This window comes from Acinetobacter sp. CIP 64.2, assembly GCF_000369645.1.
GTDB lineage: Bacteria > Pseudomonadota > Gammaproteobacteria > Pseudomonadales > Moraxellaceae > Acinetobacter.
This window is the reverse complement of the sequence record NZ_KB850122.1, coordinates 1,901,251-1,915,607: the sequence shown is the minus strand read 5'-3', so window position 1 is coordinate 1,915,607 and position 14,357 is coordinate 1,901,251. Positions and strand designations below refer to the sequence as shown.

Below are 14,357 nucleotides of genomic sequence, written 5' to 3'. Positions count from 1 at the left end.
TTTGCCTCTATTTTTCTAGTTTTTTTTCAAAAGTTTTTGTAAGGGAGCTGCCAGCCAATGTGGGTTCTTGGGAGAGAAGTGACCTACATAACATTGCATGATCTGTTCAAGATCCTGTTGATAGTGTCCCGTTGGAATAAAGGCACCTAAACAATAAATGGTTTTATGGTCATAATCAAAGGCGAACATCACAATCGGAATACCTGCTGCATGGGCGATATGGTAAAAACCGCTTTTCATTTTTTTGGCTTTTTTACGCGTACCTTCAGGTGCCATTCCAATCCAGATTTTATCGTGTTGGCGAATGCTGGCAACCACTTGCTCGGTGAGGCCATGCGCACTATCTCGATGTACAGGAATGAGTCCTGCCCAGTTTAACAGTGGCTTCAAAGCTGGCTTAAATAAGCTGTCTTTACCCAGTACAGTAATTTTTAACCCTAGTCCGCCGATAGCGAGAAAGCCATACCAGCCGTCAATATTGGAGGTGTGTGGAGAAATAATCGCAACAGCCTTGGGAAGATTGGGAATTTCCCCGACAACAGTCCAGCCTTGGCTTAAAAAAATTTTCTTACATAACGTACGACTATAAAGCGATCCACGTTGTGGTACTAACGGGGGTAAATCTGGAAAATCCTGCGACATAAATTATAATATGTAATGACAATTACAATGATGTTAAACGCTCATGATCGACACTGCATTGGCAAAAAATAAGATTTTATTGCTATGCCGATGAAAGGATTGGATACTTGAGCTCCTCTTCATCTACGGTTATGGAAAACTGAAAATGCTTAATCTTCGTCAGGTTTACATTTTATTGTTTTCCTTATACTGGGCGCAGGGCTTACCTGTAGGTTTTATGACCCATGCGCTGCCTGTGATTTTAAGGGCACAGGGGGTGTCCTTGGCGCACATTGGTGGTTTTGGCTTATTGATGTTGCCTTGGTCGATTAAAATTTTTTGGGCGGCTTATGTGGATCGGTCTGCCATCTCAAGATTAGGCCATTACCGCAGTTGGATTCTTCCTACTCAACTTGCGAGTGTACTGATTCTGATTGTCTTGTCATTTTTCCCGATTCAGGCTTTAAACCAACCCTATTATTTGCTGATTTTTTTTGCATTACTGTTCCTTATGAATTTAGCTGGCGCAACGCAGGATATAGCGACAGATGGTCTGGCAGTCAATTTACTGAAAAGTGATCAACAACACTGGGGCAACACCTTTCAAGTGATCGGATCTCGTTTAGGTTTTATTGTAGGCGGAGGGGTAGTACTTTGGTGTCTTGATTGGCTGGAGTGGCAAAAGACCTTTCTGGCTTTGGCAGCACTGGTCTTGCTCAATACGCTGCCTGTTTTGTTTTATCGTGAACCGCAACATATGAGTAAAGGGGTAGCTAATATCGCTGATAGCGTTTCTTTAGTACAGGCGATCAAAGCTTATCTCGCTTATTTTCAGTCTTCTTCAGAACTAAAAGCATGGTTGCTGGTATTAATTAGTTTTAAAGTGGCTGATGGTTTAGCAGGACCTTTGTTAAAACCTTTAATGGTGGATATGGGCTTGAATTTCACCCAGATTGGGGTGTTTATTACCATGTTTGGTGCAGTTGCTGCATTGTTAGGAGCTGCAATTGCAGGCTTATTATTGAAGTATTTTTCCAGAACGCAAAGTTTGATTGTTTTTTCACTGCTTAAGATCTTGAGTTTGGGGGCTTATACTATTTTGGCTCATGCTTACGAAGCTGGGCATGAAATTTCTCCAATCTGGCTTTATGTGGTCAATGCGGTTGAAGATGCCTGCTCTGCCATGCTGTTAGTGGTGATGTTAACCTTGGTTATGCAATACAGTCGTAAACAATTTGCTGGCACAGATTTTACCTTTCAAGTCTCGATTATGGCGACTGTCAGTGGCTTTCTTTATTTATGGAGTGGAGTCGTTGCGGATTGGCTCGGATATTTTCATTATTTGATTGTCATCTGCATGATTGCTGTGCTTTGTTTGTGGCCAATTATTTACTGGAAAAATTATGTAAGATGAAAGCATATTTTTATTACCGTTTTTTTACTAAACTGAACAGATGTGAAATGACAAATAGGGTTAAGTCCTTATGCTTATCTCTAGATTGAATGCTCTTCGTCGGATTTTTTATTTTTTTGAATATCGCCATGTGATTATGAAAAGTACTTAATTTGTTTTCTAATGTTTTGATATATAAAATAATTTTTTAAAATATAAAAATATGGTTTAAAATCTGTGGCAGAGTTTATCACTGGCTGCAAATTAAACTTTAGTCGAAATTAGAATAAATAAATAAGATTTTAATCGTTTTGTCATATAAAGTTACTGTGTAGGATTTGTTACAAATTTAACCAGGATGTAAACAATGAAAATCAAAATTGTAACAGCAGCAGTGCTCAGTTTACTTGCAACAACCACATTTGCAGCGCCAACACTGTATGGTGAAATCGATGCCAGCGTTGATTATTTACCAGAAAAAAATGCGACTAAATCAAATAAAGATGTTTGGGAAATTAGTTCAAACAGTTCATTTATAGGAATTAAAGGTGATGAAAAACTCACTGAGCGTTTAAGTGCAGTCTATGCAATCGAGTGGGGGTTTAGTGCGGATGGCGATAGCAGTGACTGGACACAGCGTAATCGTTTTGTCGGTTTAAAAGATTCCCAATTAGGTACTTTAAAAATTGGTAAGCATGATACGCCAGTTAAACAGTTATCGAGTGTCGTTGATACCTTCAATAACTATGTCGCAAACAAGGCGGATATCACGGGTATTTTCACAGGTGAAAACCGTATTGATAATGCTGTGATCTATGAGTCGCCAGCAGTTCAGTTATTAAATGGTGCTTTTAAATTCAATGCTTTACTTGCAACAGGTGAGTCTTCTGGTATTAAACAGACCAGCGGCGGCGCAAAAGTTGCAGGTGGTGGTTTGGGAGATGCATGGTCAGCGACAGTCACCTATGAAAACCCATTGCTGGTTGCGGGTATCGGTTATGACAAAGCGATTCCAAGCACTTTCCTTGGTCGTGGTTTCTTAAATGCGGCTGAACCTGCGATTTCTGGTGGAAGTCTATTTGCAGCTGCCAATACCGTCCGTGCCATTGGTCGAGTTAATCCTGTTGAAGGTTTAGCGCTTAAAGCACTTTATCAGACCTCTAAAGTTGACGCGGTTGCTGGCAATGCATCAGGTTCAGAAAATATTGATGACGCGCAAGGCTGGTTATTGGGTGCTGAATATAATATTCCTCAAGCGAAGAACTGGACAGTAAAAGGTCAATACAGCCAAAATGATACTAGCTTTAAAACCAATACAGCTGATTTTAAAGCAAAACAAGTTATTGCAGGCGCAGACTATGCATTTAACAAACAAGTCAGAACCTATGGTTATGCTGGTTATCTAACGCTTGAGCAAGCAAGCAAAAAGGATAAGCAACCTGTTGCAGGTCTAGGCTTAGAATTTAAATTCTAAATTATCCTTCTTACTGAACACCCTTTAAGTACACCTTAAAGGGTGTTTTTGTTTGTATGGGATATGACTTGTAGTATAGTAAATCCACTACATTGAATGATTTTTTTAAGAATAAAACTAGGGTACGTAATGGAGAGATCACAAATCAGCGGGATGATGTGAAATTAAATGTCTCCCTCGATTTGTAAGTAAATCTAGAACCGAATTGCAGATATTATTGCGCCTATTATTATTTAGTTTAAGTCATTTTTAAGTTTTAATTTTTATCTTAGAGACGCTAAGAAGTTTATTTTTAGATTATGATGACCATGCTGCTACAGAAACTCAAGACAAGACCTATCTCGCTGTTAACTTTTAATGCCTTAGTTGCTATTTGGTTAGGTGTATTTTTAAATTTTGCTTTTTATAAAAAAATGGAGTCTCTTACTCCATATACTGGAATGAAAGCTGGTTTTTTTGTATTGGCTTCTATATTGGTCGTTGTTGCCATATATAACTTTCTTTTCCAGCTTCTAAGCTGGAAATGGACTGCAAAACCACTTGCAATTGCCTTGGTTTTTATTGGAGGCTTTGCTGCTTATACGGTCAATACATTAGGTGTCTGGATTACCTCTGACCAAATTCAAAACTTGATGCAAACCAATGTTGCAGAAGCACGAGATACCTGGTCATGGCATCTTGTGGTATGGACATTAGGTATGACCATCTTGCCGATTATTGTAATCTTGTTGGTGAAGATTAAACCTGAACCTGTACTACGCCAATTATTAAAAAAGGTGATTGCTTCTGTACTTTCTTTAGCTATGGTTGCTGGGCTTTTATTTGTTTTTTATGTTGATTTTGCAGCAATTTTTCGTGAGAACAGAGATCTGAAAGGAATGATTTCTCCTCAAAATATGATCGGATCTTTTATTTCATATTATAAAAAGAAAGCTCCGAAAGAAAATCTCCCATTGGTGACTTATGGTGAAGATGCACAGCATGTAGAAGCGGCAAAAGGTTTACCTAAGCTGATGGTATTGGTTGTGGGTGAAACAGCACGTGCAGAAAATTTTTCACTAAATGGATATGGCAAACAAACCAATCCTAAATTAGCAAAGCAAGACATTATCAACTTTTCCCAAGTCAGTTCTTGCGGTACAGCAACAGCTGTGTCGGTTCCTTGCATGTTCTCTGGTATGCCAAGAGAAGATTATAATGAGCGCCTTGCAAGTCATCGTGAGGGGTTACTTGATATTGCCCAACGAGCAGGTTATCAAGTGACTTGGATTGACAATAATTCTGGTTGTAAAGGTACTTGTGATCGCGTGCAACAATTCCAGATTCCTGAACCGATTCAGAAAAAGTGGTGTAAAGATGGAGAGTGTTTAGATGAGATGCTGGTTGATAGCCTAAAAGCGTATATTGAAACGATTCCAAAAGATGATACCCGACCACATTTGGTGGTATTACATCAAATGGGGAGCCATGGCCCAGCGTATTATAAGCGTGTACCACCAGCCTATCGTGTGTTCAAGCCGACATGTGATACCAATGCTATTCAGGGGTGCAGTAAAGAAGCTTTGGTCAACAGCTATGACAATACTTTGCTTTATACCGACCATATTTTAGATTCATTGATCGAAACATTAAAACCAACAACGCACTATCAAACAGGTTTGTGGTATTTATCTGATCATGGTGAGTCGACAGGTGAGAGTGGCATGTATTTGCATGGTGCACCTTATGCCATCGCACCCTCTCAGCAGACCCATATCCCAATGCTGATGTGGTTTTCAAATACATGGCAACAACATGCAGCTAAACAGATGCAATGCCTGAAACAACAAAGTAATACTAAGCTCAGCCAAGATAATTTGTTTCCAACAATGCTGAGCCTGCTTGATGTAAAAACTAAAGTAATTAACTCCAAAGATGACATGTTGCAAACATGTCCTAACCCTTAAGGTGAAATGAAATCATGACCAAGATCTTGATGATAGAAGATGATTTTATGATTGCAGAGTCGACATTGACTTTATTGAGATACCATCAATTCGACGTAGAGTGGGTCAATAACGGGGTGGATGGATTGGCTTTACTCACCAAGCAATCCTTTGATTTAGTATTATTGGATTTGGGTTTGCCTTTAATGGATGGGATGCAAATCCTCAAACAGATCCGTCAGCGTAGTTCATTGCCTGTTCTGATCATTTCTGCAAGAGATCAGTTGCAGAATCGTGTCGATGGGCTGAATCAGGGGGCAGATGATTATCTTATTAAACCTTATGAGTTTGATGAGTTGTTGGCCCGCATTAATGCTTTACTACGTCGTGGCAGTAATGAAGCAGCCCAGCTTAAGAGCCAATCTCAGTTACTTAAAAGCGGCGAACTAATACTGGATGTAGAGCAACATTTGGCGACCTTTAAAGGGCAACAAATTGAATTGTCAAATAGGGAGTGGGCGATCCTGATTCCGATGGTTTCACATCCAAACAAAATTTTTTCTAAAGCCAATTTAGAAGATAAGCTGTATGATTTTGATAGTGAAGTGACCAGCAATACCATTGAAGTCTATGTGCATCATTTGCGTGCCAAATTAGGTAAAGACTTTATTCGTACCATCCGTGGTTTAGGTTATCGTCTAGGACAATCTTAAATTTATGAAAACAGCAAAGCATTATTCACTTAAGAAAAGGTTGATTTGGGGTACTTCCATTTTTAGTGTGGTGCTCGGCTGTTTTTTAATTTTAGCGGCGTATCGGATTTCATTACACGAAGTTGATGAGATTCTGGATACTCAAATGCAATACATGGCAGAGCGATCAATTTCGCAACCGATTCTGCCTGTTTCAAGTCGGGTTGAATTGCATCGAACATATCATGAAGAAGATTTGTTGATTGATATATGGGCCTATAAAGATCAAAGTCATTTATGGCACCAAACGCAATTATTGATTCCTCCAGTGAAACAAGCTGGTTTTTATACGCAGGACACACCACAGGGCAAATGGCGTGTGTATGTTGTGCCTTTGCAGGACTATCAGGTTCAAGTTAGTCAGCAGGAACAGGTACGTCATGCTTTTGCATGGGAGTTAGCTGGCAGCATGTTTGTTCCTTATATCTTGCTGCTGCCAATTGCTATTTTTGTTCTCGCTTTCATTATTCGCTTGAGTTTAAAGCCTTTAGAAGATTTTAAAACAGAGTTGACCCAACGTGACTCAGATGGATTGGCACCCATAGACAGCCAAAATTATCCGCAAGAGTTGTTGCCGACCATTGAAGAAATGAACCGTCTATTTGAGCGCATTCAGCATGCTCAAACCGAACAAAAACAATTTATTGCCGATGCTGCCCATGAGCTCAGAACACCTGTCACAGCATTAAATTTACAAACCCGGATCTTGATCAGTCAGTTGCCTGAACATGAATCTTTGCAAAATCTCAGTAAAGGACTAGCCCGTATTCAACATTTGGTCACTCAATTGTTAGCGTTGGCAAAGCAGGATGTTGCACTTAGTTTAATTGAACCAAATACTAATTTTCGTTTGAATGATGTGGCATTAAATTGTGTTGAGCAATTGGTGAATTTAGCCATGCAAAAAGAGATTGATTTGGGATTTGAGCGTAATGATCCTATTGAAATGCAAAGTCTTGAATCAACAGTTCATTCGATTATTTTCAATTTGATTGATAATGCAATTAAATATACCCCGAATCAGGGAGTTATTAATATCTCGGTGTACAGTGATGCGGATGATTTTGCCTATATCCAGATCGAAGACAGTGGGACAGGTATTGATCCTGAGCAATATGATAAGGTACTCAAACGCTTTTATCGTGTACATCATCATTTAGAAGTCGGGAGTGGACTTGGTTTATCGATAGTCGATAAGGCAACGCAACGTTTAGGTGGTATTTTGACTTTGTCTCGCAGTATCGAATTAGGAGGGTTGAGTGTATTGGTCAAACTCCCGAAAAAACTAGCCCATCACGACTATAGTCATTAAAGATTAATGTGAGCTGTTTAGTGCTTGGTCTTTTAAATAGCGTAAGAAAAGTACACATTTTTGAATACGTTTGCCATCATTGCCAACTTTACTGACATTAAAATGCAATACCCAATTTAAGCGTTTACCAACTTTACAAATGTCTTTATAGACTTGAGGTTCATCTACGAGTGCCTGATAGAGTAACTTGCTTGCTTGCTCAAGTTGTTCAAATTCAAAGTGGTAAGCGGTTGAAAAGATAAAGAGCAACCAATCACGTACAAAACAGTCATGTAGGCTGAGTACATCTTTGGGATCGGTTTCAAAATCAATAAAAGTAAACTGATTTTGTTCATCGACCAAAATATTACGAGCAAATGCTTCGCTCAAATAACCTTCTTGTTGATGAATATTACGAATAGATTGAATGGCTTGATTAAATAACTCAAACTGTACTTCGGGATGGTCTTTTAAACTGGCAATCTTTTGATCGAGCTGATCTACCTGACTGTGACGTTGAGCGCCGACATCCTCCAATAAAATACCTTTTTTTGATACAGCCAAAACATTGGGTGTTGAGACTCCTAGTGCATTGAGTTGCTGGATTCTGCTAAATTCGCATTCAATTGCAGTTGCTCCACCTTGGTTTGGAACAGGGGTTATTGAGCCTAAGTTAAATATTTTTGCTAACCATTTTAATGGCGTATATAGCCATAGCCCATGACGTTCAGATGCTTTTTTTAACCATACTTTATGGGAATCTAGTTCATAAGATTGAATAGATGATTGCTGCGTTGGTAAAGTGGATTCTAAAAAGGTTTGAAAGTCAGTCATATGGAAGAAAAAATATCCTAAAGTGATCGTGAAGTGCATCATGGATTTTGGTGCTGGGCTCACTTTACCACATCAACTGTTGTTATCGGTACTGCCTTATGATTTGCAGCTTGTTGATGACGTTTATAGGTGATTGCATATATAACAAGATTCACCGCAATACAGAACCATGCCGTCCACAAGTTATGACTAAGAAAATGAGCACCGCGCATCATTTGCGCCCAGCCCATGGCAAAACCAATAACCATTCCAGCAAAAAGATAGAACCATGCACGTCCCTGATGACTTAAACGATAAACAAAATAGCCTGTGACCAAGGCAAACCCTGTACTGGCATGTCCACCTGGAAAGCAGTGTCCTGCTGTTGCTGAAAAATCCCAGATAAAGCCTGTTGCTGTTTCATGGGTCATATACCAAGGACAGGCATGAGCCGAATGTGATTTGAAGAATCCAACCACAGCGGTACACAGGATGCTCACCCAAAACATATAACCGTATTCCCAGCGCTTTGCTTTGAGTTTTTCAACTTTAAATGAGGCACACCATAAAAAGAAAAAGATCAGATACACTGCTATGAGTAGGTTTTTGACATAGCTATGGTTGAGTTTATCTAGAAACCAGTCATCTTTGTAAGGGAATGTCCCTTGTAAACTGACCCAAGGTTGAATCAGATCTAAATCAATTATGCCACCGACTGGAAACACGAAGAATAAGATGAAAAAGCTAAGCATTAAGAGAAAGCTGGTTAGTGCAAAAAAAGGTGTTTTCAGAATCATTGAGCCTATTATTAAAATCAGATGAAAATTTGTGTTATTTAATGTGAACAAGCTTAATAACCTCTTAAATATACCTAAAAAAGTACCAAATGAGGATATTGATAAAATAAAAAACTAGCAAAAATTTTTATATTTTCAAAGCTTGGTTATTCAAACCTGCTAAATATCTGGAACAGGGCATATCACGATGTTTATTCCGTTGTTGTATCATATAAGCAGCCATTGAGACTGCTTACATTGGGGATGTATGAAAAACTTAATGCAGAATTTTATCTAGAAATTGCTGAGCTCGTTCCCCACGTGGTGCACCAAAGAATTCATCTTTGGAGCAGTCTTCAACAATTTTTCCTTGGTCCATGAAGATGACACGATTGGCGACTTGGCGGGCAAAGCCCATTTCATGGGTGACACACATCATGGTCATCCCTTCTTTGGCCAGCCCGACCATCACATCAAGTACTTCATTGATCATTTCAGGGTCAAGTGCAGAGGTCGGCTCATCAAATAGCATCGCAATCGGATCCATGCTCAGTGCACGTGCAATTGCGACCCGTTGTTGCTGACCTCCAGAGAGTTGTGCTGGATATTTATTGGCATGCGCACTCAACCCCACACGATCCAGATAGGCGAGACCTTTTTTATTGGCTTCTGCTTCTGAGCGTCCAAGCACCTTGATCTGAGCAATGCTTAGGTTTTCGGTAATACTTAAGTGTGGAAACAGTTCAAAGTGCTGAAATACCATACCGACTCGACTCCGCAGTTTGGTCATATCGGTTTTGGGTTCATGCACAGGCACGCCATCGACAAAGATTTTGCCTTGCTGAAATGGCTCAAGCCCATTCACTGTTTTAATCAAGGTGGATTTTCCTGAACCCGATGGGCCACAAACCACCACCACTTCACCTTGGCAAATTTGAGTACTGCATTCAGTCAGTACCTGAAATTGTTCATACCACTTACTGACATTTTGGAGGTCTATCATTACTTTATTGTCACTCATACACTTAACCTCCTTTGTAAACGTTTCACTGCGAATGTCGCGAGAGCGCTGATAGTGAAGTACACCAACCCTGCAAATAAAATATATTGGGTAAGCAGAGACATTAAATCGCCACGAACATAATTTGTTCTGAAAAAATCGAGTAGTCCAATCGCATAGACCATGGTGGAATCCTGAAACAGGATAATGGTTTGTTGCAGTAATAACGGGGTCATTTTCCTGAACGCCTGAGGCAGAATAATTAGTCGCATCGACTGCCCATAGCTCATGCCCAAGGCTTGAGCTGCTGCAGCTTGACCTTTGGGGACGGATTGAATGCCTGCACGTACAATTTCAGAAAAATAAGCCGCTTCAAACAGCATGAAGGCCACGATACTTGAAACCAAAGCAGTATCAATGGTCAGGTATTGGCCTGTGATTGCGGTATAAAAAAATGGCACTGCAAAATAGAACCACATCAATACTAATAGCAGTGGAATGGAACGGAACAGGTCGACATAAGCCTGTGCAATCCAATTCAGAATTTTGATTGAAGACAAACGCATCATTGCCAGTAGCGTACCGATGGCGATACCACCAATAGTGGCAATCACCACCACTTTTAAGGTGATGCTGAATCCATACCAGAGTGCGGGGCCAGACTGCTGTAAGTCATTTAGAAAAGAAGTGAATCCATCCATATTACTTGCCTCCTGAGATTAAACCAGGAATACGCAGGCGTTTTTCCAGAAGGTTCATACTAAAAATGAGGCAGATGTTGATCACGATAAAAATCAGTGTGACATAGGTATAAATTTCGATGGTGTTCTGGGTATATTCACTAATGGTTTTCATCTGTGAAATGAGTTCTGCCACCCCAACTAATGAGGCGACCGAGGTGTTTTTCACGCAGTTGGTCAGTTCAGAACTCAGTGGCGGCAAAATGGTACGAAAAGACTGCGGTAGAATGACATAGCGATACAATTGTGCCGTAGTAAATCCCATAGCATAGCCAGCATTGATTTGCCCTTTGGGTAAAGCCTCAATGCCTGTCCGAACCTGCTCACATACACGTGCTGCAGTGAATAAACCGAGTCCGACACTGGCGGAAATCAGCGCGGTGGTATTGGCGCCCAGATCATTGATCCACCAGCTTTTAATCGGTGCAGGCAGAAAGTTGGGAACGACATAAAACCAAATAAATAATTGAACCAGTAAGGGCACATTTCTAAATAACGTCACATAGGCCGTACCGATTGCTCTGGCGGTTTTATTGGGCAGTGTGCGCATGATGCCAAGAATACTGCCGAGCAGTAGGGCAATGCTCCATGCAACCACAGCAATCACAATGAGCCATCCGAGGCCCGTGACAATCCAGTTCAGGTAGGTGGTATCGCCGATGCCTGTTGATTGCCACAAAACACCCCAGTTCCAGCTATAATTCATAACAACTCCTGAGTAGAGTCGGGACAACATCCTCTGTTTCCCGACCCCACAATACTATTGTTGCGATAAGGGGAGCGAATTACTGATCGCGATCATGTGGGTTGCTGATTAAGGCTTTGAGCTGATCGGTCATGGCAAAGTTCAAATTAATATTTTTTGGTGGAATCGGTTGCTGGAACCATTTTTCATACATCTTGTTGATTTCACCAGACGCATAGGTTGCCTTAATGGCATCATCAACCACCTGTTTAAAGCCAGTATCACCTTTGCGCAGCATACAACCATAAATTTCATGGATGGGTGCTGTGCCGACAATTTCCCATTGATTCGGATCTTTAGCTTTGGATTTTTCTCCTGCCAGCAGGATATCGTCCATCATAAACGCGACAGCACGACCATTTTGTAGCATTAAGAATGATTCAGCATGGTCTTTGGCAGAAATGATTTCGCCAATGCCAAGTTCTTGTTGGTGTTGACGGATATAGCGTTCAGACGTCGTACCCGCAGTGGTGACCAGTTTTTTACCTTTTAAATCGGCAAAGTCTTTAATGCCCGAATTTTTAGCGGTTAGTAAGCGTGAACCCACTTCAAAGAAACCGACAGAGAAATCGACTTGCTGCTGGCGTTCTTTATTATTGGTGGTGGAGCCACATTCCAGATCTACCGTGCCATTCGAGACCAGCGGAATCCGGTTCTGACTGGTGACCAAGTTATAGCGGATTTTCAGATCTGGCATATTCAGCTTCTGCTTCACAGCTTCAACGACTTTTAGTTGCAGATCATGTGCATAACCAACCGGTTGGTTTGGGGTAGAGGCAATATATGAAAAGGGAATTGATGAATCGCGATAACCTAGCACAATCGTGCCAGAACTTTTGATTTTGTTTAATGTTCCTGAAGCCGATGCACTGCCTTCAGTCGCTTTGTCGCCAGCCGTTGGCGCTTTGTTATCGCTACAGGCACTGAGTCCAAATATCAAAGTGCCTGCACAAAGCAGAGAGGTCATGGTGCGTTTATAAATCATGTACAAAACTCCTTTTGTATCGTTATGATCACATGCGTCATTGTTGCGGTTTAACCGTTCATTTTTATGAAAAATAATGTGTTCTTTTTGGTGTATTAAAAAACATTATTTTTCATCTTAATGGAGTTGAATGCACATGCTCAAGCGATATTTTTTACGGTTTTGTTAATCGTAATGTGGATGAGTGGCGTAATTTAAAAGTTGTAAATTACCGTAAAAATTGCAAGAAATATAAAGCATGATATGTGCCATGATTACCATCTGGATTTGAGTGACGGCGGGGAGCGGTCTGGAAGCCCGATTGGGGTGCTGATCTCCATAAACAGCGCAATTGAGTTGAAATTAATTCGATATATTGGAATGCAATTGCGATCTGTTCAATATAAAAAAAGCGACGTTGCCGTCGCTTAAAAGGGTTTAGATTTAGAACATGGACTCTTCAGAGTTGGCTGAAATCTTATGAATGGAAAGATCTGCACCACGATATTCATCTTCTTGCGAAAGACGAATCCCCATCGTGGCTTTTAACAGGCCATAGACAATAAAACCACCAAGCAAGGCAATGATGATACCGAGACCCGTACCAATGATTTGCGAGATGATGGAAACACCACCGAGACCACCGAGCGCCTGTTGTCCAAAGATGCCTGCTGCGATACCACCCAAGGCACCGCATACCCCATGTAATGGCCAGACACCTAACACATCATCAACTTTCAGTTTATTCTGAGTATAGGTAAACAGGTAAACAAACAGTGCACCCGCCGTGCCGCCAATAACTAATGCACCAATTGGGTGCACAATATCGGAACCTGCACAGATGGCGACCAAACCTGCTAATGGACCATTGTGTAAGAAGCCAGGGTCATTTCGGCCCATAAAGTTGGCTGCCAAAGTACCACCGACCATTGCCATCAGTGAGTTAATTGCCACCAGACCAGAGATGGCTTCAACCCGTTGTGCACTCATCACGTTAAAGCCAAACCAGCCCACGATCAGAATCCATGAACCTAAAGCAAGGAATGGAATAGATGAGGGTGGATGGGCGCTGACACGACCATCATTCTTGTAACGACCATGACGGGCACCCAGTAAAATCACCGCAGCGAGGGCAATCCAGCCACCCATGGCATGCACCACAACGGAACCTGCAAAGTCATGGAAACTTGCACCAAAAGAGTTCTCTAACCATTTTTGCAGACCGTAGTTACCATTCCAGATCATGCCTTCAAAGAAAGGGTAGATCAGGGCAACCAAGATCAGTGTGGCAATGGCTTGCGCACGCATTTTGGCACGTTCAGCGATACCACCCGAAATAATCGCAGGAATCGCCGCAGCAAAAGTCAGTAAGAAGAAACAGCGCATCAGGTTATAACCATGATCGGCGGCTAAGGTGCTGCCAGCATGGAAAAAGTTTTGACCATATGCAATCCAATAGCCTACAAAGAAATAGGCAATCGCTGAAATGGCAAAATCGGTGAGGATTTTACTCAATGCATTGACTTGGTTTTTATGGCGCACGGTGCCCAATTCCAAGAACGCAAAGCCAGCGTGCATTGCCAATACCAGTACTGCCCCGAGCAGTAAAAAAAATAGATCTACGTTTTGCATAGTGGTGCTCAAAAAAAGTGCTAAATTTTATTTTGATGCAAATATTTGATTCGTTTTCTGCACCAAAATGGATTTAGTAAATCTAGAAACTCAAGCTGTATTGCAACAACTTAATTTGATGAAATATCTAAAGCAAAAAACGCACCAATTTAGAGGTTAAATTTTAATTTTGGTGAAAAGTGGTGCAATTTGCTTAAAAATAGCATGGTTTTGGACATTGCTGAATAAAGC

General features: G+C 40.9%; 13 protein-coding genes. 5 read left to right on the top strand and 8 right to left on the bottom strand.

Annotation, left to right across the window (positions count from 1 at the left end; all coding sequences use genetic code 11):
* Window positions 1-15 precede the first annotated feature (15 nt).
* Window positions 16-642, bottom strand: a complete 627-nt coding sequence (locus tag F895_RS02235; RefSeq protein ID WP_005243906.1) for a 1-acyl-sn-glycerol-3-phosphate acyltransferase — start codon at window positions 640-642, stop codon at window positions 16-18.
* A gap of 145 nt (window positions 643-787) precedes the next feature.
* Here F895_RS02235 and F895_RS02240 point away from each other — a divergent pair, with 145 nt between their 5' ends.
* The 5 genes from F895_RS02240 to F895_RS02260 all read left to right on the top strand — a co-directional run bounded on the left by F895_RS02240 (window position 788) and on the right by F895_RS02260 (window position 7,477).
* Entirely contained in the window at window positions 788-2,035 is a 1,248-nt protein-coding gene (locus tag F895_RS02240) for an MFS transporter (RefSeq protein WP_005243905.1), read from the top strand.
* Between the two features lie 346 nt (window positions 2,036-2,381).
* A complete protein-coding gene (locus tag F895_RS02245; RefSeq protein WP_005243904.1) occupies window positions 2,382-3,488 on the top strand; it encodes a porin in 1,107 nt (368 codons plus the stop codon).
* A 308-nt stretch (window positions 3,489-3,796) separates the two neighbouring features.
* Entirely contained in the window at window positions 3,797-5,434 is a 1,638-nt protein-coding gene (locus F895_RS02250) for a phosphoethanolamine transferase (RefSeq protein WP_026040148.1), read from the top strand.
* A 14-nt stretch (window positions 5,435-5,448) separates the two neighbouring features.
* Complete coding sequence (locus tag F895_RS02255) at window positions 5,449-6,126, top strand: DNA-binding response regulator PmrA (RefSeq protein WP_005243900.1); 678 nt, start codon at window positions 5,449-5,451, stop codon at window positions 6,124-6,126.
* A 4-nt stretch (window positions 6,127-6,130) separates the two neighbouring features.
* Window positions 6,131-7,477 (top strand): ATP-binding protein, encoded by a 1,347-nt coding sequence (locus F895_RS02260; protein WP_005243898.1) that lies wholly within the window; start codon window positions 6,131-6,133, stop codon window positions 7,475-7,477.
* Window positions 7,478-7,480: 3 nt separating this feature from the next.
* Here F895_RS02260 and F895_RS02265 read toward each other — a convergent pair whose 3' ends face one another.
* The 7 genes from F895_RS02265 to F895_RS02295 all read right to left on the bottom strand — a co-directional run bounded on the left by F895_RS02265 (window position 7,481) and on the right by F895_RS02295 (window position 14,126).
* Window positions 7,481-8,290 (bottom strand): BUD32 family EKC/KEOPS complex subunit, encoded by an 810-nt coding sequence (locus tag F895_RS02265; protein ID WP_005243890.1) that lies wholly within the window; start codon window positions 8,288-8,290, stop codon window positions 7,481-7,483.
* Between the two features lie 59 nt (window positions 8,291-8,349).
* Window positions 8,350-9,066 carry a phosphatase PAP2 family protein gene (locus F895_RS02270; protein ID WP_005243888.1) on the bottom strand — a complete coding sequence of 239 codons (717 nt, stop codon included), beginning with the start codon at window positions 9,064-9,066 and terminating at the stop codon, window positions 8,350-8,352.
* A gap of 256 nt (window positions 9,067-9,322) precedes the next feature.
* Complete coding sequence (locus F895_RS02275; protein ID WP_005243886.1) at window positions 9,323-10,066, bottom strand: amino acid ABC transporter ATP-binding protein; 744 nt, start codon at window positions 10,064-10,066, stop codon at window positions 9,323-9,325.
* Window positions 10,063-10,746 (bottom strand): ABC transporter permease subunit, encoded by a 684-nt coding sequence (locus tag F895_RS02280; protein WP_005243884.1) that lies wholly within the window; start codon window positions 10,744-10,746, stop codon window positions 10,063-10,065. The genes F895_RS02275 and F895_RS02280 overlap by 4 nt, the downstream gene beginning before the upstream one ends.
* A gap of 1 nt (window position 10,747) precedes the next feature.
* Window positions 10,748-11,491: an amino acid ABC transporter permease gene (locus tag F895_RS02285; RefSeq protein ID WP_005243882.1), complete on the bottom strand. Its 744-nt coding sequence runs from the start codon at window positions 11,489-11,491 to the stop codon at window positions 10,748-10,750.
* Window positions 11,492-11,570: 79 nt separating this feature from the next.
* Entirely contained in the window at window positions 11,571-12,515 is a 945-nt protein-coding gene (locus tag F895_RS02290) for a transporter substrate-binding domain-containing protein (RefSeq protein ID WP_005243880.1), read from the bottom strand.
* 423 nt (window positions 12,516-12,938) lie between these two features.
* Window positions 12,939-14,126: an ammonium transporter gene (locus tag F895_RS02295; RefSeq protein ID WP_005243879.1), complete on the bottom strand. Its 1,188-nt coding sequence runs from the start codon at window positions 14,124-14,126 to the stop codon at window positions 12,939-12,941.
* Window positions 14,127-14,357 lie beyond the last annotated feature (231 nt).

Coding starts and splice junctions, on each gene's coding strand:
- F895_RS02285 (WP_005243882.1), bottom strand. CDS start 11,491: ATGAATTATAGCTGGAACTGGGGTGTTTTGTGGCAATCAACAGGCATC.
- F895_RS02295 (WP_005243879.1), bottom strand. CDS start 14,126: ATGCAAAACGTAGATCTATTTTTTTTACTGCTCGGGGCAGTACTGGTA.
- F895_RS02240 (WP_005243905.1), top strand. CDS start 788: ATGCTTAATCTTCGTCAGGTTTACATTTTATTGTTTTCCTTATACTGG.
- F895_RS02235 (WP_005243906.1), bottom strand. CDS start 642: ATGTCGCAGGATTTTCCAGATTTACCCCCGTTAGTACCACAACGTGGA.
- F895_RS02250 (WP_026040148.1), top strand. CDS start 3,797: ATGCTGCTACAGAAACTCAAGACAAGACCTATCTCGCTGTTAACTTTT.
- F895_RS02275 (WP_005243886.1), bottom strand. CDS start 10,066: ATGAGTGACAATAAAGTAATGATAGACCTCCAAAATGTCAGTAAGTGG.
- F895_RS02290 (WP_005243880.1), bottom strand. CDS start 12,515: ATGATTTATAAACGCACCATGACCTCTCTGCTTTGTGCAGGCACTTTG.
- F895_RS02270 (WP_005243888.1), bottom strand. CDS start 9,066: ATGATTCTGAAAACACCTTTTTTTGCACTAACCAGCTTTCTCTTAATG.
- F895_RS02260 (WP_005243898.1), top strand. CDS start 6,131: ATGAAAACAGCAAAGCATTATTCACTTAAGAAAAGGTTGATTTGGGGT.
- F895_RS02255 (WP_005243900.1), top strand. CDS start 5,449: ATGACCAAGATCTTGATGATAGAAGATGATTTTATGATTGCAGAGTCG.
- F895_RS02245 (WP_005243904.1), top strand. CDS start 2,382: ATGAAAATCAAAATTGTAACAGCAGCAGTGCTCAGTTTACTTGCAACA.
- F895_RS02280 (WP_005243884.1), bottom strand. CDS start 10,746: ATGGATGGATTCACTTCTTTTCTAAATGACTTACAGCAGTCTGGCCCC.
- F895_RS02265 (WP_005243890.1), bottom strand. CDS start 8,290: ATGACTGACTTTCAAACCTTTTTAGAATCCACTTTACCAACGCAGCAA.